The organism is Acidimicrobiales bacterium, from assembly GCA_035533595.1.
In the GTDB taxonomy this organism is placed as follows: Bacteria; Actinomycetota; Acidimicrobiia; order Acidimicrobiales; family Bog-793; genus DATLTN01.
Genome location: DATLTN010000052.1, coordinates 33,271 through 50,237, shown reverse-complemented (window position 1 = coordinate 50,237; position 16,967 = coordinate 33,271). Strand labels below are relative to the sequence as shown.

Annotated in this window: 11 protein-coding genes; 10 read left to right on the top strand and 1 reads right to left on the bottom strand. The window is 73.2% G+C overall.

Annotated features, from left to right (window positions below; genetic code table 11):
* Positions 1 to 4 precede the first annotated feature (4 nt).
* The 5 genes from VNF07_09755 to VNF07_09735 all read left to right on the top strand — a co-directional run bounded on the left by VNF07_09755 (position 5) and on the right by VNF07_09735 (position 3,975).
* Positions 5 to 1,675: an FAD-dependent thymidylate synthase gene (locus VNF07_09755; protein ID HVB06513.1), complete on the top strand. Its 1,671-nt coding sequence runs from the start codon at positions 5 to 7 to the stop codon at positions 1,673 to 1,675.
* 350 nt (positions 1,676 to 2,025) lie between these two features.
* Complete coding sequence (locus VNF07_09750) at positions 2,026 to 2,589, top strand: DUF4193 family protein (protein HVB06512.1); 564 nt, start codon at positions 2,026 to 2,028, stop codon at positions 2,587 to 2,589.
* Positions 2,589 to 3,053 (top strand): hypothetical protein, encoded by a 465-nt coding sequence (locus VNF07_09745; protein HVB06511.1) that lies wholly within the window; start codon positions 2,589 to 2,591, stop codon positions 3,051 to 3,053. Before VNF07_09750 ends, VNF07_09745 begins: the two co-directional genes overlap by 1 nt.
* A gap of 5 nt (positions 3,054 to 3,058) precedes the next feature.
* Positions 3,059 to 3,535, top strand: coding sequence for a GNAT family N-acetyltransferase (locus VNF07_09740; GenBank protein ID HVB06510.1), 477 nt, complete (start codon positions 3,059 to 3,061; stop codon positions 3,533 to 3,535).
* A complete protein-coding gene (locus tag VNF07_09735) occupies positions 3,532 to 3,975 on the top strand; it encodes an NUDIX domain-containing protein (GenBank protein ID HVB06509.1) in 444 nt (147 codons plus the stop codon). Before VNF07_09740 ends, VNF07_09735 begins: the two co-directional genes overlap by 4 nt.
* Here VNF07_09735 and VNF07_09730 read toward each other — a convergent pair.
* Entirely contained in the window at positions 3,865 to 5,583 is a 1,719-nt protein-coding gene (locus VNF07_09730; protein HVB06508.1) for a hypothetical protein, read from the bottom strand. The two genes, VNF07_09735 and VNF07_09730, sit on opposite strands and share 111 nt — an antisense overlap.
* Before the next feature lie 105 nt (positions 5,584 to 5,688).
* On the opposite strand from VNF07_09730, the gene VNF07_09725 reads away from it, so the two are divergent.
* The 5 genes from VNF07_09725 (at position 5,689) to glgB (ending at position 16,901) form a co-directional block, all read left to right on the top strand.
* A complete protein-coding gene (locus VNF07_09725) occupies positions 5,689 to 7,572 on the top strand; it encodes an ABC transporter ATP-binding protein (protein HVB06507.1) in 1,884 nt (627 codons plus the stop codon).
* A gap of 101 nt (positions 7,573 to 7,673) precedes the next feature.
* Entirely contained in the window at positions 7,674 to 9,716 is a 2,043-nt protein-coding gene (locus VNF07_09720) for a maltotransferase domain-containing protein (GenBank protein ID HVB06506.1), read from the top strand.
* Entirely contained in the window at positions 9,713 to 13,030 is a 3,318-nt protein-coding gene (treS, locus tag VNF07_09715) for a maltose alpha-D-glucosyltransferase (GenBank protein ID HVB06505.1), read from the top strand. Before VNF07_09720 ends, treS begins: the two co-directional genes overlap by 4 nt.
* Positions 13,027 to 15,021, top strand: coding sequence for a 4-alpha-glucanotransferase (locus VNF07_09710; protein HVB06504.1), 1,995 nt, complete (start codon positions 13,027 to 13,029; stop codon positions 15,019 to 15,021). Before treS ends, VNF07_09710 begins: the two co-directional genes overlap by 4 nt.
* Positions 15,018 to 16,901: a 1,4-alpha-glucan branching protein GlgB gene (glgB, locus tag VNF07_09705; GenBank protein HVB06503.1), complete on the top strand. Its 1,884-nt coding sequence runs from the start codon at positions 15,018 to 15,020 to the stop codon at positions 16,899 to 16,901. The genes VNF07_09710 and glgB overlap by 4 nt, the downstream gene beginning before the upstream one ends.
* Positions 16,902 to 16,967: the final 66 nt, after the last annotated feature.

Genomic DNA, 16,967 nt, shown 5'->3' with positions numbered 1-16,967 from the left:
GGCAATGGCCTACGTCCGGGAGACCTTCACCGAGGACGAGCGGGACGTGCTCCGCCACTACGTCACGAACCTCGACGGGCCCGTCTTCGCGCTCGTCAACCTGCCCGAGGTGGTGAAGGGTGCCCTCTTCGCCCGCTACTCCCGCTCGCCGAAGAGCCTGCGCCGCCTCTTCCTCGACGAGTTCGTCGACGACCTCGACGTCTCGGGGGACATCTACCTCGACGCGACGATGGGGCTGCGGCGCGCCGAGGAGCTGTACGCGCGCGTCTTCGGCGAGTACGGCGACGACTCGGTCGCGCAGCTCGGCGGCGTCCACCTCGCCTGCGAGCAGGCCTCGAACATCCTCACCAAGGTCCTCGAGCGGGGGCGGCTGATGTCCTACCTCGAGCAGTCCACCCGCTACATCCCCTACGACACGCGCATGCCGAGCGGCCACTACCGCTACTACCGCGACCCCGACGTCCTCGAGTCGCCCCTCGGTGCCCGCTACGTGGGCGAGATGGACCGCATGTTCGACACCTACGGGGAGCTCCTGCCGCGCCTCGAGGGGCACCTGCGGCGCTCGGTGCAGAAGCCGGACGCGATCTCGGACTTCGCCTACCGCCAGTCGGTGCGCGCCGCGGCGCTCGACTCGCTGCGCGGCCTGCTGCCGGCGGGGGCGCTCTCCAACGTCGGCATCTACGGCTCGGGGCAGGCCTACGAGATGCTGCTCCTGCGGATGCGGGCGCACCCCTCGCCGGAGGTGCGGGGCTACGCCGAGCTGATGCTCGTCGAGCTGAACAAGGTGATCCCCTCCTTCCTCACCCGCCTCGACCGCCCCGACCGCGGCGGCGAGTGGGTCGAGTACCTGGGGGGGCGGCGCGACGAGATGACCGCCCTCGCGGCGCTGCTCTTCCCCGACGAGCCCGCTGGCGCGGTCGAGCCCTCGGTGCGCCTCGTCGACTTCGACCCCGCCGGCGAGGAGAAGGTCCTCGCGGCGATGTGCTACCCGTACACGGGGGTCTCCGACGCGGAGGTGGAGCGGCGCGTCGCCGCCCTCACGCCGGCCGAGCGCGAGGAGCTCGTCGCCGCCTACGTCGGGAGCCGCCAGAACCGCCGCCACCGCCCCGGCAGGGCCTTCGAGCGCACCTCCTACCGCTTCGACGTCGTCTCGGACTACGGCGCCTTCCGGGACCTGCAGCGTCACCGGATGCTGACGATCGAGTGGCAGCCGCTCACCACCACCCTCGGCTACGGGGTGCCGCCGCTCGTCGCCGAGGCCGGCCTCGAGGACGAGTTCGTCGCCTCCCTCGAGCGCTCGCGCGAGCTGCACGGCGCGCTCGAGGAGAGCTTCCCCGAGCAGTGCAGCTACGCGGTGGCCCTCGCCTTCAACATCCGCTACTCGCTGCAGCTCTCGGCGCGCGAGGCGATGCACGTCACCGAGCTCCGCTCGGGGCCGCAGGGCCACCCCGCCTACCGGGTGATCGCCCAGCAGATGCACCGCGCGATCGCCGAGCAGGCCGGCCACCGGGCGCTCGCGGCGGCGATGTCCTTCGTCGACCACGGCGAGGTCGAGCTCGGGCGCCTCGACGCCGAGCAGCGCCTGGAAGTTCGGCGTGGTGGAGGGGGAGGGGCCGTTTCCGGCCCCGGTACCCTCTCCGGTGGAGGGCGAGAGGCGATTCGGATCGACTCTTGACGCGGCGGTGCGCACGCGTCATGAATAGGGGGTCCCGTTTCCGCCATGTCGTCCGGAGCCTCCGTCAGTCGCTCCCCGGCAGTACGGCGGGGCTGTTGCGTCAGGCGGGGCCGTAGGGAACTGAGTAGACAACGTCGGAGACGACGACGGCCCCAAAGGTTCCCCGGCCCCGCCTTTCGCCTTTCCTCCAGGCCGAGGAGACCCTCCGCGCAGCGGGAATTTCCGGGCCGTGACAGCGGTTGAAGCCCCACACGCGTGCCCTATAGTGACCCGCGCCCGACCCCCGGAAGGTCGTCGCGCGCCGTCGCCCCAGGGCCCGACGACCACGCGCGATGAGAACGAGGAGCTGAATGCCGAGCAAGAAGAGCGATCCGGAGGGCGAAGTGGCCGAAGGCGCTGTCGAGGAGGAAGAGCCCGCCGAGCCAGGCGAGGAGCTCCTCGAGGGCGAGCTCGACGAGGACGCCCTCGAAGAGCTCGAAGACGATGCACTCGGGGACGACCTCGACGACGACGGCCTCGGAGACGAGGTGCTCGGTGACGAGGTGCTCGGTGACGAGGTGCTCGGCGACGACGTCCTCGTCGCCGACGGCGACCCGACCGTGGTGGTCGTCGCCAACCCGCAGGCCCTCGTCGAGGGCGAGGAGGCGAGCGAGGACGAAGAGGACGAGGAGATCGACGACGACGAGGTGGAGGCGAGCCTCGACGTGATCCTGAAGGAGCGCCTCGTCGTCGCCGAGGAGGAGGACGAGGAGCCCGACGAGGACGAGCCCGCGGACACCGAGGACCGCGTCGACGGTAACGCCCGCGTGCTCCCCAAGCAGCCCGGCGAGTTCCTCTGCCAGTCCTGCTTCCTCGTGAAGAGCGACACCCAGCTCGCCGACGAGAAGCGGATGCTCTGCAGGGACTGCGTCTGATGGAAGAGGAGCGGCCCTTCCTCGACGAGCTGCTCGACGTCGCGCTCTACGCGCCCGTCGGCCTCGCGCTCACGGTCCTCGAGGACCTCCCCGGGCTGATCGACAAGGGTCGCCGACGCGTCGCCGGCCAGGTCGGCGCGGCGAAGCTCGTCGGCCGCTTCGCGCTGCGCAACGCCCGCCGCCGCCTCGACGACCTGCTCGAGCCGAGCGGCACCGACGCGACGGTCACCGTGCTGCACCGCGACGACCGGGCGGAGCCCCCCGCCGCGCCGCCGGTCACGCCCGCGGTCGCCGTTTCCTCGGAGCACCTCGCGATCCCCGGGTACGACGCCCTCGCCGCCTCGCAGGTGGTCGCCCGCCTCGAGGCGCTGACCGCCGCGGAGCTCGACGCCGTCGAGCAGTACGAGCTCGCCACCCGTCGGCGGCGGACGATCCTCAACCGCGTCACCCAGCTCCGAGGCTGACGGCCGTGGGGGAGGGCCCCGCCCTGGCCGTGCCGTTCGCCGCGGACGGCACGGCCCTCGCCGAGCCGCTCTGGAACGACGCCCTCGCCGCGCTCGCCGCCCTTCGTGGCGGGAGCTCGCTGCTCCGCTGGCTCCCCGAGGGGAGCGACGGTGGCCCCTCGCTCGCAGCGGCGTCGGCGGGTGGAGCGGGGCAGCTCTTCCTCGGCAGCTACGACGGGGTGGCCTGCGGCCTCGCCTACGCGGCCCTGCCGACGGCGACGCACCGTGCGACGCTCCTCCTCCTCTTCGTGGACGAGGGCTTCCGCTCGGTGGGCGTCGGCGAGGCGCTGCTCGAGGCTGCCGAGGGGTGGGCCGCAGCCGGGGGCCACGGCGCCCTCGACGCCGTCGTGCCGCCCGGGGCGCGCGACGCGAAGGTGCTCCTCGAGGGGCGCGGCTACCTCACGGACCTGCTGCTCGTGCACCGCGGGGAGGCCCGCCGCTGAGCGACCGGGAGCGCTCACCGGTCATCGCCTGTGCCGGCATCGTCCTTGTCGACGCGGGCCGGCTGCTCCTCGTCCGGCGCGGCCAGGAGCCGGAACGGGGGCGCTGGTCGCTCCCAGGGGGACGGGTCGAGGTGGGGGAGTCACCGGCCGCGGCCGCCCGTCGCGAGGCGGAGGAGGAGACGGGGCTGGAGGTCGTCCTCGGTGCGCTCGTGGGCACGGCGCTCGTGTGCGGTGGTGGTCGCCGCTTCCTCGTGTGGAACTACCGCGCCGCTCGGGGTGGGGGTGCGCTGCGGCCGGGCGGCGATGCCGCCGAGGTCGCCCTCGTCGCCTCAGGCGGGCTCGGGGCTCTCGATCTCAGCAGCGGCCTGCTCGACTGGCTCCTCGGCCACCGCGTGCTCGCCGGCGGCGTCCTCGGTGGACGGCGGCCCGTCGACGGGTGACTCGGCCGCCTTGAGGACGCCATGCACCGCACCGGTCGCCTCGACGGCAGCCTCCTCCGCGGGAGCGGCTGGTGTCGCGGGCGGGACGCGCGACGCGCCCTCGGGCACGGTCACCGCCTCCTCCGACGCGGCCGCGGCTCCGCTCGGGTGCGGGCTCGCGACGGCGCCCGGCGCGTCCTCGGAAGGCTGCCCGGCACCCTCGCGCGCCGCGACCGGGGGGGTGGGCTCGGCCGCGGAGCCCTCTGCGGGCGGTCGCGGGACGGCGGCGGGCGGCGGGGGGACGCGCAGGCGATGCGCGCCGGCCACCGCCGGGCGGGGCGGGCGCGGGATCGCGCCGACCGGTCGCGGTGGCGGGGGCATCGCGAGGCCGACGAGCTTCGCGAGCGCCGGTATGCGACCGGCGGCCACGGTGGCCGCCTGACGAACCGCCCCCGAGGGGTCCTCGGGGAGCCCCGCGGGGTGGATGGAGCGGCGGATCGGGGAGGCGACCGCCGCCTCGAGCACCGCGACCCAACGCTCCGGCGGCACGTCGCTGCCGAGCGCCGCCCCCGCGGCCTCGGCGAGGCGGGTGACGAGCGCGGCGGGGAAGCGGGCGGAGGGTTCGGGGAGACGCGCCGAGAGACGGAGCGCCTGCAGGACGCGGCCCTCCTCGAGCGCGTGGGCGATCTCCTCCTCCCACGTCGTCCGCAGCTTGGTGACCCTCGTCTCGAGCGCCTCGCGCAACGAGCGCAAGAGCGTCCGCCCCTCGTCGTTCTGGGGAGCGGCGCCGACGACGGCGGCACGCAGGTCGCGCAGCGAGATCTGCTCGAGCGACTTCGCGGCGGCCTCGGCGCGGTCGCGCCAGGCTGCCTCACGGACGGGCTTCAGGAGCTCCTCGGCGATCGCCACGATCGCGTCCCCGGCCGCCGCGGGGCGGCCTTCGCGCTGGGCTGCCGCCTGCTCGTCGGCGATCGCGCGGCGCACCTTCGGGAGGCCGCCGAGCGCCAACTGCTCGGCGATCGGCCGCCGCTCGGGGGCGAGCGTGTCGAGGAGCGCGTCGAGGTGGACCCGCCCCGGGACGAGACGGACCGGGCGTGCGCGCGCCGGTCGGCGGGCGCCGTCTGGTCGGGCGCCACCTTCTCGGGGCTCGCGTGGCTCTCGCGGCGGCGCGCCCTCGGGGCGCGCGGGACGGCTGCGGGAGTCCCCACGCTCGGCCGTCGGCCGGGGCCGAGGGTCGCCCCGCTCGGCCGGCGGGCGGCCGGGGCGGCTGTCGCGCGACGGACGGTCGCGACGGGGGCGGTCCTCGCCGAGGGCGTCCCGGCGGCCGGATCCCCGGCGCTCCTCCTTGCCCACGAGGGTCGTCGTCACCCCGCCGGTGACGGGGCGCTCGGGGCGCAGCTCGATGCGGTCGGTGCTCGGGCTGTGCTCCTTGTTGGGGAGGACCTGGACGACCGTGATGCCGTCGAGCTCGAAGTCCGCCTCGACGCGCAGCACGTCGCCGACCTTCGCGCCGGCGGGGAGGAGCTTGGTCTCGACCACGCCCTTCGGCTGCCGGGCACCGGCGGCGCGCCAGGTGTAGGAGACGTCGTCCTTCAGCGAGGTGAGTTCGATCTCCATCCGGCGGGCCATTGCGCCGGTCAAGTTACCGCCTGATGAACATACGACGCGCCGGGGAGGGCGCAGGCACCCCGATACGCTCGCCGCGGCGGAGAGGCGGAGGTCGGCGCGGTGGGCATGGGCATGGGCGGCGCGATGTACTGGGGGCACATGCGCCGGGACCGCTCGGTGCTGAAGACGCCGCTAAAGCGCGGCACGGTGCGCCGCATCATCCGCTTCGCGAAGCCCTACCGGTGGATGCTCGCGGTCTTCCTGGTGCTCATCGCGGTCGACGCCGCCGCCGGGACGGTGAACCCGCTCATCTACCGGGAGATCATCGACGTCGGGATCAAGGATCACCGGGGCTCGCTCGTCGTCTCGCTCGCCTTTTTGCTCGCCGGCCTCGCCTTTTTCGACGTCGCGCTCGGGGTGATCGAGCGGATGATCTCCTCGCGCGTCGGCGAGGGACTCATCTTCGACATGCGCTCACGGGTCTTCGCGCACGTGAGCCGGATGCCGATCGCCTTCTTCACCCGCGCCCAGACAGGCGCGCTCGTCTCGCGCCTCAACAACGACGTCCTCGGCGCCCAACAGGCCTTCACCGACGTGCTGCAGAACGTCGTCTCCAACGTCGTCACGGTGTCCTTCGTCCTCGTGGCGATGTTCTTCCTCTCCTGGCCGATCACGCTCGTCGCGCTGGTGATCCTCCCGGTCTTCGTCATCCCGGCACGCCTCGTCGGCCGTCGGCTGCAGGTGATCACGCGCGAGTCGTACTCGTTGAACGCCGAGATGACGACGATGATGACCGAGCGCTTCAACGTCTCCGGGGCGCTGCTCGTGAAGATCTTCGGCCGCCCAGAGAGCGACCGTGCCGCGTTCGACTCGCGGGCCGGGCGGGTGCGGGACATCGGCATCCACCAGGCGATGCTCGGGCGGATCTTCTTCGCCGGGATCATGCTCACCGCCTCGGTGGCGACCGCCGTGGTCTACGGATGGGGCGGCGTCCTCGCCGCCCACGGCACGCTGCAGGTGGGCACGGTGGTGGCGCTCGGCTCCTACCTCACCCGCCTCTACGGCCCGCTCACCTCCCTCTCCAACGTCCAGCTCGACGTGATGACGGCGCTCGTCTCGTTCGACCGGGTCTTCGAGGTCCTCGACCTCGAGCCGATGATCACCGAGGCGCCCGGCGCCGGCGCCCTACCGCGCGGCCACAACGGCGTCGAGTTCCGACACGTCGATTTCTCCTACCCCGGCGCCGACGAGGTCTCGCTCGCCTCGCTCGAGTCGGTCGCGGTGCTCGAGCGCCATCCCCGTGTGGAGGTGCTCCACGACGTGAGCTTCACCGTCGAGCCGGGCCAGCTGGTCGCGCTCGTCGGCCACTCGGGCGCCGGCAAGACGACGATCGGCGCCCTCGTCTCGCGCCTGTACGACGCGAACGGCGGGAGCGTGCTCGTCGGCGGCCACGACGTGCGCTCGCTCACCCTCTCCTCTTTGCAGGAGGCGGTCGGGGTCGTCACCCAGGACGCGCACCTCTTCCACGACACGATCCGCGCCAACCTCCTCTACGCCCGGCCGGCGGCGAGCGAGGAGGAGCTCTGGGAGGCGCTCGAGGGCGGCCAGATCGCCGAGCTCGTGCGCTCGCTCCCCGAGGGCCTCGACACCCTCGTCGGCGACCGTGGCTACCGCCTCTCCGGTGGCGAGAAGCAGCGGGTGGCGATCGCCCGCCTGTTGCTGAAGGCCCCCGACGTCGTGATCCTCGACGAGGCGACGGCCCACCTCGACTCGGAGTCCGAGGTGGCGGTGCAGCGGGCGCTCGACACCGCACTCGAGGGACGGACCTCGCTCGTCATCGCGCACCGCCTCTCGACGATCCGCGAGGCCGACCAGATCCTCGTCCTCGAGGGCGGCCGCATCGTCGAGAGCGGGCGGCACGGCCAACTGCTCGCCAGCGGTGGGCTCTACTCCGAGCTCTATCGCACCCAGTTCGCGGAGGCCCCCGAGGAAGAGGCGCAACCGGCCTGAGGGGCGCGCCACAAGTGAGGGACGTGTCGCGGCGTCGACTAGAACAGGTAGAACCGGCGCACGGTGGGCGTCGACACGATCCTGTTCGGGTAGGGACTGCCGTGCGCCAACTCCACGCTGCGGACCCCTCGCTCCCCGCCGCCGGCGCGCCACCGGCGCGCCCCACCCTGTCGGGGCTGTGGCCCGCGGTCGACGGGGGCAGGCGAGCGCTGAAGGCGATCGCCGGTGACCCGCAGCGCTTCGAGGTGGACGCCCTCCTTGACGGCCACGACCTGCTCACCGGCGAGCTCCGCCACCGCCACGAGGAGGAGCGGCGCTGGCAGCGCGTGCCGCTCGTCGCCCTCGGCAACGACCGCTACGGGGCGACGCTCTCGTTCTCGCGCCTCGGCCGCCACGAGGTGGTGGCCGAGGTCGCCGTCGACCACTTCGGGAGCTGGCGGCGCGAGGTCGCGATCAAGGCGGCGGCCGGCGAGGACATCGGCCTCGAGCTGCTCACCGGGGGAGCACTCGCGCGCGCCGCGGCGGTGCGGGCGCGCGGCAACGACCGCCGGCGGCTGATGGAGGTCACCGAGCCCTTCGCGGCGCGTCCGCCGCTTTTCGACGAGCTCGTCGGCGACGAGGTCGCCGCGCTCTGCGCCCGCTACCCCGATCCGGCGCAGCGTGTCACAAGCGCCCCCTACCCCGTGCAGGTGGAACGGGAGCGGGCCCTCGTCGGCGCCTGGTACGAGCTCTTCCCCCGCTCCTGTGCCGAGGAGGAGGGGGCACACGGAACCTTCCGCGACGTGCTCGGGCGCCTCGACTACCTGGCGCACCTCGGCATCGACGTCCTCTACCTGCCGCCGGTGCACCCGATCGGGACGACGCACCGCAAGGGTCGGAACGGCGCCACCGAGGCGGGGCCCGAGGACCCCGGGAGCCCGTGGGCGATCGGCGGCCCCTCGGGCGGTCACACCGCGCTGCACCCCGAGCTCGGGAGCTTCGCGGACTTCGACGCCCTCGTCGCCGCCGCGGCGCAGCGAGGGGTCGAGGTCGCCCTCGACCTCGCCTTCCAGTGCTCACCCGACCACCCCTGGGTCCGCGAGCACCCGCAGTGGTTCCGCCATCGCGCCGACGGCTCGATCCGCTACGCGGAGAACCCCCCGAAGCGCTACGAGGACATCTACCCGATCGACTTCGAGAGCCGCGATTGGCGCAACCTTTGGCAGGCGCTGCGCGGGGTCGTCGAGTTCTGGGTCGAGCGCGGGATCCGCATCTTCCGGGTCGACAACCCCCACACCAAGCCCTTCTCCTTCTGGGAGTGGCTGATCCGGGAGGTGCAGCGCAGGGATCCCGAGGTCGTCTTCCTCGCCGAGGCCTTCACCCGCCCGAAGGTGATGGGCGAGCTCGCGAAGCTCGGCTTCAGCCAGTCCTACACCTACTTCGCCTGGCGCCAGGGCAAAGAGGAGCTGGTGGACTATCTCCGCGAGTTGACGAGCCCCGAGATGGCGGCCTACTTCCGCCCCAACCTGTGGCCGAACACCCCCGACATCCTCACCGAGCAGCTGCAGCGCGACGGCGCCGCCGCGTTCGCGCTGCGGGCGCTCCTCGCGGCGACGCTGTCGGCCAGCTGGGGGATCTACGGCCCCGCCTTCGAGCAGGCGGAGCACCGCCCGCGCAGTGTCGGCTCCGAGGAGTACCTCGACTCAGAGAAGTACGAGCTACGCCACTGGCACCTCGACGAGAAGGCGGGCGTCGCGCCCCTCGTCGCGCAGCTGAACGCGCTGCGGCGCGCCGAGGCCGCCCTCCGCCGGAACACCACACTCGCCTTTTACGGCGCGGACAACCCCGCCCTCCTCGCCTACTCCAAGCACCCGGGCGCCGGGGAGGCGGGGGCCACGGTGCTCTGCGTCGCCAACCTCGACGCGCACTACCCCCAGTCGGGCTGGGTGGAGCTCCCCGCCGGCTTCGCCGGCCCGGAGGTGGAGCGCTTCGACGTGCACGATCTGCTGAGCGGCGAGCGCTACCACTGGCAGGTCGGCCGCAACTTCGTGATCCTCGATCCGAAGCGCGCCCCCGGTCACCTCTTCGCGGTCGAGCCGAGCACCCCGGCGCCGACGGCCGCCGCCCCCGGCGCCGCCGCGGCACCCCTCGGGGCGGGCGGGTGAGCGCGCGCCGCCGTGACCTCGGGCCGGCGCCGGACCCTCTGTGGTACAAGGACGCGGTCCTCTACGAGGTGCACGTCCGCGCCTTCGCCGACAGCAACGGCGACGGCGTCGGGGACTTCCGCGGGCTGATCGGCAAGCTCGACTACCTCCGCGAGCTCGGCGTCACCGCGCTCTGGCTGCTGCCCTTCTACCCCTCACCGCTGCGCGACGACGGCTACGACATCGCCGACTACCGCCGCGTCCACCCGGCCTACGGGACGCTCACGGACTTCCGGGCGCTGTTGCGCGAGGCGCACGCCCGCGGGCTGAGGGTGATCACCGAGCTCGTCCTCGCCCACACCTCCGACGAGCACCCCTGGTTCACGCGGGCTCGCGCCGCGCCCGCGGGCTCGGTGGAGCGCGACTTCTACGTCTGGTCCGACACCCCCGACCGCTACCGCGAGGCGCGGGTGATCTTCAAGGACTTCGAGACCTCGAACTGGGCCTTCGACTCGGCAGCCGGCGCCTACTACTGGCACCGCTTCTACTCCCACCAGCCGAGCCTCAACTACGACAACCCGGCGGTGCGCGCCGCGATGGTCGACGTCGTCGACTACTGGCTGGAGATGGGGGTCGACGGGCTGCGCCTCGACGCCGTCCCCTACCTCTACGCCCGCGAGGGGACGACCTGCGAGAACCTGCCGGAGACCTTCGCCTTCCTCCGCGAGCTGCGCGCGCACGTCGACGCGCACTTCCCCAACCGGATGCTGCTCGCCGAGGCGAACCAGTGGCCCGAGGACGCCGTCGCCTACCTCGAGGGCGCCTGCCACATGGCCTTCCACTTCCCGCTGATGCCCCGCATCTTCATGGCGGCCCGCCAGGAGGACCGCTTTCCGATCGTCGACATCCTCACCGAGACCCCGCCGATCCCCCCCGAGAGCCAGTGGGCGCTGTTCCTCCGCAACCACGACGAGCTGACGCTCGAGATGGTCACCGACGAGGAGCGGGACTACATGTACCGCACCTACGCGGAGGACCCCCAGGCCCGCCTGAACGTCGGCATCCGCCGCCGCCTCGCGCCCCTCCTCGGCAACGACCGCAACCTCATCGAGATGATGCTCGGCCTGCTCTTCTCGTTGCCGGGGACGCCGATCATCTACTACGGCGACGAGATCGGGATGGGCGACAACATCTATCTCGGTGACCGCAACGGGGTGCGGACACCGATGCAGTGGGACGGCGACCGCAACGCCGGCTTCAGCAACGCCAACCCGCAGCGCCTCTACCTGCCGGTGGTGATCGACCCCGAGTACCACGCGCAGTCGGTGAACGTCGCCGCCCAGGAGGAGAACCCGAGCTCGCTGTTGTGGTGGATGCGGCGGCTGGTGGCGCTGCGCAACCGCTACCGCGCCTTCAGCCGCGGTGACCTCGAGATCCTGCTGCCGGAGAACCGCAAGGTCTTCGCCTTCCTCCGCCGCCTCGGGGACGAAACGCTGCTCGTCGTCGTCAACCTCTCCCGCTTCACCCAGTGCGTCTCGCTGGACCTGCAGGGCTATCTCGGCGCGGTCCCCGTCGAGCTCTTCGGCGGCACCGAGTTCCCGCCGATCGGCGACCTCCCGTACTTCATCACCCTCGGGCCGCATGGCTTCTACTGGTTCGCGATCGAGGCCTCCGTCGAGCAGGCCGAGCCGCAGCCGCCGCACCTCGAGGTGCCCGGCCGCTTCACCGACGTCTTCAGCGGGGCGGCGAAGCTGCGCCTCGAGGGCTCGCTCGTCGACTACCTGCCGCGGCGCCGCTGGTACAGGGACAAGGCGCGGCGCATCCGGCGGGTGACGATCGACGACGTCGTCGGGCTGCCGCACGCCGAGCGGCCCAGCGAGCAGGTCGCGAGCCTGCTCTTCCTGCACGTCGCCTTCGACCAGGGGGCACCGGAGGACTACCTCGTGCCCGCCGCCTTCGCCACCGGCGAACGGGCCGAGGACCTCCGCCGCCATCACCCCGAGTCGCTCCTCAGCGAGCTGCGCAGCGGCGGTGAGGAGGGGGTGCTCTTCGACGCGACCTACGACCCGGAGCTCGCCGCGGCGCTCGTGCGCGCCCTCGGGCGCCGCCGCCAGCTCCTCGGCACCGCCGGGCGCATCAGCACCGTGCCCGCCCCCGCGTTCACGCGCCTGACGCGTGGCATCGAAGCCGACGCCCCGAGCCAGCTGATCGGAGGCGACCAGTCGAACTCCTCGATCGTGCTCGCCAACCGCCTCGTCGTGAAGCTCCTGCGGCGCGTCGAGCCGGGGATCAACCCCGACGTCGAGCTCGGCCGCTTCCTCCACGAGCGCGCCCGCTTCGCGCACTCGCCGGTCGTCGCCGGCCACCTCGAGCGGCGCAGCGACGGCGCGAGCGAGGCCTCCTGCATCGCCGTCGTCCAGGAGTACGTGCAGAACGAGGGGGACGGCTTCAGCTACGTCCTCGACGCGCTGCTGCACGGCCTCGAGGAGGCGGTCGCGCACCGCGACCCCGAGGAGCTCATCGTGCACGTGCCGAGCCGCCTGCTCGACGTCGCGATGCAGGCCCCCGACTCCGGGCACCCGCTGATCGGGCCCCACCTGCAGTGGGCCGAGCTCCTCGGGCGGCGGACCGGGGAGATGCACCGGGCGCTCGCATCCGGCCCCTACGATCCGGCGATCGTGCCGCAGCAGCTGACGGCCATCGACCGCCAGGCGATGCTGCACGGGGCGCGCAGCCTGATGCGCAGCAGCTTCCGCGCCGTGCGCGCCCTCCCCGAGCGGCACCCCGTCATCACCGAGGTGCTCGCCGCCGAGGGGGAGATCCGCGCCCGCCTCGATCTCGTGCGCGAGGGCTCGAGCACCGCCTGGAAGATCCGCTGCCACGGTGACTACCACCTCGGGCAGGTGCTGTGGACCGGACGCGACTTCACGATCATCGACTTCGAGGGCGAGCCCGCCCGCTCGATCTCGACCCGCCGCCTGCGCCGCCCGGCGCTCACCGACGTCGCCGGCATGCTGCGCTCGGTGCACTACGTCGCCTCCGTGGCGGCGACCCGCCTGAGCCGCGACCTCATCCCCGGGCGCGACCCCTCGATCCTCGAGCGCCTCCTGCTGCTCTGGTACCGCTCGATCGCCGGCGCCTTCCTCACCGCCTACCTTGAGGTGAGCTGGGACGCGCCCTTCCTCCCCGAAGGGCGCGAGGAGCTCGAGAACCTCCTCGACTTCCTCCTCCTCGAGAAGGCCCTCTACGAGCTCGGCTACGAGGCGAACAGCCGACCCGAGTGGGTGACCATCCCCGCCCAGGGCATCCTCGAGCTGCTCGGCCACCACCGGTGAGCGTGGGCGCCGCCCCCGGGCCGGCCCTCGCGCGCCTCGCCGCGCTGCACGGGATCGCGACCAGCTACCGGAGGACGACGGGTGAGACCGTCGTGACCCCGCGGGAGAGCGTCGTCGCCCTCCTCGGCCTGCTCGGGGTGAGCGTCGGGAGCGAGCGCGCCGCGAACGCGGCGGCCGCCGCCGAGCGGGCGCGGCGCTCGGCCGTGACCCTCGACGCCGTGCTCGTCCACCGCGGCCCCGGCGCACCGGTGATCAGCTTCACCCCCCGGCGCGCGCTCGGCGCGGGCGCCGAGCTCGTCGTCACCCAGGAGGACGGCGACGAGCAGCGCTACCCTCTCTCGTCCCTCGAGGCCCCGACCACCAGGGCGCGACGGCGTGCCGTGCGCCTTCCGGGGGAGGTGCCGCTCGGCGTGCACCGCATCGCCCTCGTCTCGGCGGGCCTCTGCGAGCAGGCGACGCTCCTCGTCGCGCCGGCCGCACTGCCACGCGCCGAGCGCGGCTGGGGCGCCTTCACCCCCACCTACGCGCTGCGGGGTGCGTCGGACCTCGGTGCGGGGACCCTCGGCGACCTCGCGGCCCTCTCCCGCCTCCTCGCCGAGCGGGGCGCGGCCCTCGTCGCCACCCTCCCGCTCTACGCGGCACGCGAGAGCCCGACGCTCGAGACGAGCCCCTACCTGCCGTTGTCCCGCCTCGCCTGGAACGGCCTCTACCTCGATCTCACCCCGCTCGTCGCCGCGACGGGGGATGAGCAGCTCCGCTGCGAGCACGCCGCGGCGCTCCTCGGGGCGGCCGATGACAAGCCGACGCGGGTGCGCTATGACGAGGTGCTCGCTCGCCGCGCCCCACTGCTCGGGCGCCTCGCGGCGCTCGCGGCTCGTGACCCGGCGGGGCGCGCCGCGATCGATGCCTTCTACGCGGCGCGCCCCGAGCTCGCCGCCTACTGCTCGTTCCGGGCCCGTCACGACCTCGCCGCCACCCCCCCTGCGGGCGCGGACGTACAGCAGCGGGAGGCCTACCACCGCTACCTCCAGTTCGCCCTCGACCGCCAGCTCGACGCCCTCGCCGGCGAGGGCCCGGGACTGCTCCTCGACTTCCCGATCGGCGTCCACCCCGAGGGCTTCGACACCGCCGCGTTCCCCGAGAGCTTCACCTTCGGGGCGAACGTCGGTGCCCCCCCGGACCCCTTCCAGGCGGCCGGGCAGGACTGGGGCTTCCCGCCGCCGAGCCCGACGGGCCAGCGCACGGAGGGCTACCGCTACCTGCGCGCCTGCCTGCGCGCCGCCTTCTCCTATGCCAAGGTGCTGCGCATCGACCACGTGATGGCCTTCGAGCGGCTCTGGTGGATCCCCGCCGGCGCCCCCGCCACCGAGGGCGCGTACGTCGCCTCGCCGACCGAGGAGCTGCACGCGCTGGTGGCGATCGAGGCGGCGCGCGCCGGGGCGGTGGTGGTCGGCGAGGACCTCGGCACCGTTTCAGCGACCACCGAACGGGCTATGGACGACGAGGCAATGCTGCACAGCTCGATCCTCCAGTTCACCCTGCGCGCCGACGCGCCCCTCCCCGAGCCGCCGGCGCGCGCCGTGGCGTCGGTCGGCACCCACGACCTGCCGCGCTTCGCCGCCTTCTGGCGCGGCGACGACCTCGACCCCGGTGACACGGGCGCGCGCACGGCGCGCGCCGCGCTGCGTAACCGGGTCGCCGATGCGCTCGGCCTCGCGGCCGAGGGGAGCGGCACCGACGCTGCGCTCACCTCGCCGGAGACGACCCGGGCCGCGCTCCGCGGCCTGCTCGGCCACCTCGCGCGCAGCCCCGCGGACCTCGTCGTGTGCGACCTCGAGGACGCCTTCCTCGAGGAGCAGCCGATCAACCGCCCCGGGACCGAGGACGACGGCAACTGGAGCCTGCGCAGCGGGCGCACCCTCGCCGAGCTGGCAAACGACCCCACGCTCGCGGCCCTCTTCGAGCACGTCGACGCGGAGCGGCGGCGATGAGCCCGAGCACGCTCACCGACGACGACCTCTACCTCTTCAACGAGGGGACGCACCGTCACCTCGCCGGGAAGCTCGGTGCGCAGCCGCTCGCCGGGGGTGGCACGCATTTCGCCGTGTGGGCGCCGAACGCGCGCGCCGTCTCGGTGCTCTGCGACGCGAACGGCTGGAAGCCCGGTCCCTCGCCGCTCACGCCGCGCGGGGTGTCGGGGATCTGGGAGGGAGAGGTCGCGGGGATCGGCGTCGGCGCCGCCTACAAGTACGCCCTCACGAGCGCGACAGGCGCCCTGCTCGAGAAGGCGGACCCCTACGCGCTGCAGAGCGAGTGCCCGCCGAAGACGGCCTCGGTGGTCGCCACGCTCGACTACGAGTGGGGCGACGGCGAGTGGATGGCGGGGCGGGGGGCCCGCGCCGCCCTCGACGCGCCGCAGTCGATCTACGAGGTCCACCTCGGCTCGTTCTGCCGCCCCTGGGACCGCGAGGGCTTCTCCAGCTACGGGGAGATCGCCGACGCGCTGATCGCGCACGTCACCCGTTGCGGCTTCACCCACGTCGAGCTGCTCCCGGTGATGGAGCACCCCTTCTACGGCTCCTGGGGCTACCAGGTGACCGGCTTCTTCGCACCGACCGCGCGCTACGGCAGCCCGACCGAGCTGATGGCGCTCGTCGACCGCCTGCACCAGGCGGGGATCGGGGTGCTCTTTGACTGGGTCCCCTCGCACTTCCCGAAGGACGCCTTCGCCCTCGCCGCCTTCGACGGCACCCACCTCTACGAGCACGCCGACCCCCGCCTCGGCGAGCACCCCGACTGGGGGAGCCTGATCTTCAACTACGGCCGCCACGAGGTGCGAAGCTTCCTCGCCTCCTCGGCCGACCACTGGCTGCGCGCCTACCACGGCGACGGGCTGCGGGTCGACGCGGTGGCCTCGATGCTCTACCTCGACTACTCGCGAAAGGCCGGCGAGTGGCTCCCCAACCGTGAGGGGGGCCGCGAGAACCTCGAGGCGATCGACTTCCTCCGCCAGCTGAACGCCGGCGCCTACGGCGACCACCCCGGCATCCAGATGATCGCCGAGGAATCGACGGCCTGGCCGGGGGTCTCCCGCCCGGTCGACCACGGCGGCCTCGGCTTCGGGATGAAGTGGGACATGGGCTGGATGCACGACACCCTCGAGTACTTCCAGCGCGAGCCGGTGCACCGCCGCTTCCACCACCACGAGCTCACCTTCCGCGGCCTCTACGCCTTCAGCGAGCACTACGTGCTGCCGCTGTCCCACGACGAGGTCGTGCACGGGAAGCGCTCGCTGCTGCGGCGCATGCCGGGTGACGAGTGGCAGCGCTTCGCGGGGCTGCGCCTCCTCCTCGCTTACCAGTTCACCGCGCCGGGCAAGAAGCTCCTGTTCATGGGGGACGAGCTCGCCGAGGAGCGGGAGTGGGACCACGACTCGGTCCTCGACTGGGCGCTTCTCGAGCACCCCGCGAACGAGGGGGTGCGGCGCCTCGTCGCCGAACTGAACGCCCTTTACCGAGCCGAGCCGGCGCTGCACGAGCTCGACTGCGACCCGGCGGGCTTCGACTTCGTCGAGTCCGACGACGCCGCCGAGAGCACCCTCAGCTACCTGCGGCGCGCCCGCGACGGCAGCACCTGTCTCGTCGCCTTGAACTTCACCCCGGTCGTGCGCCGCGACCACCTCCTCGGGGTGCCCTTCGCGGGACGCTGGGAGGAACGGCTGAACAGCGACGCGGCGCTCTTTGGGGGGAGCGACGTCGGCAACGCCGGCGCTGTGGAGGCCCTCGCCGCGGCGCACTACGACTGGCCGGCGAGCCTGCGCCTCACCCTCCCGCCGCTCGCCGCCGTGGTGCTGCGCGGCCTGCCCAGGTGAGCGCCCCGCTGCTCGCCCCGGCTGGCGGGAACCCCCTGTTGCATGCTCCACTTGCCGCCCTCCGCC

What these genes read in the sequence shown, in the direction of transcription:
- VNF07_09750 (HVB06512.1), top strand. Translation starts at nt 2,026, where the DNA reads ATGCCGAGCAAGAAGAGCGATCCGGAGGGCGAAGTGGCCGAAGGCGCT.
- glgB (HVB06503.1), top strand. Translation starts at nt 15,018, where the DNA reads ATGAGCCCGAGCACGCTCACCGACGACGACCTCTACCTCTTCAACGAG.
- VNF07_09730 (HVB06508.1), bottom strand. Translation starts at nt 5,583, where the DNA reads ATGGCCCGCCGGATGGAGATCGAACTCACCTCGCTGAAGGACGACGTC.
- VNF07_09725 (HVB06507.1), top strand. Translation starts at nt 5,689, where the DNA reads ATGGGCATGGGCGGCGCGATGTACTGGGGGCACATGCGCCGGGACCGC.
- VNF07_09745 (HVB06511.1), top strand. Translation starts at nt 2,589, where the DNA reads ATGGAAGAGGAGCGGCCCTTCCTCGACGAGCTGCTCGACGTCGCGCTC.
- VNF07_09755 (HVB06513.1), top strand. Translation starts at nt 5, where the DNA reads ATGGCCTACGTCCGGGAGACCTTCACCGAGGACGAGCGGGACGTGCTC.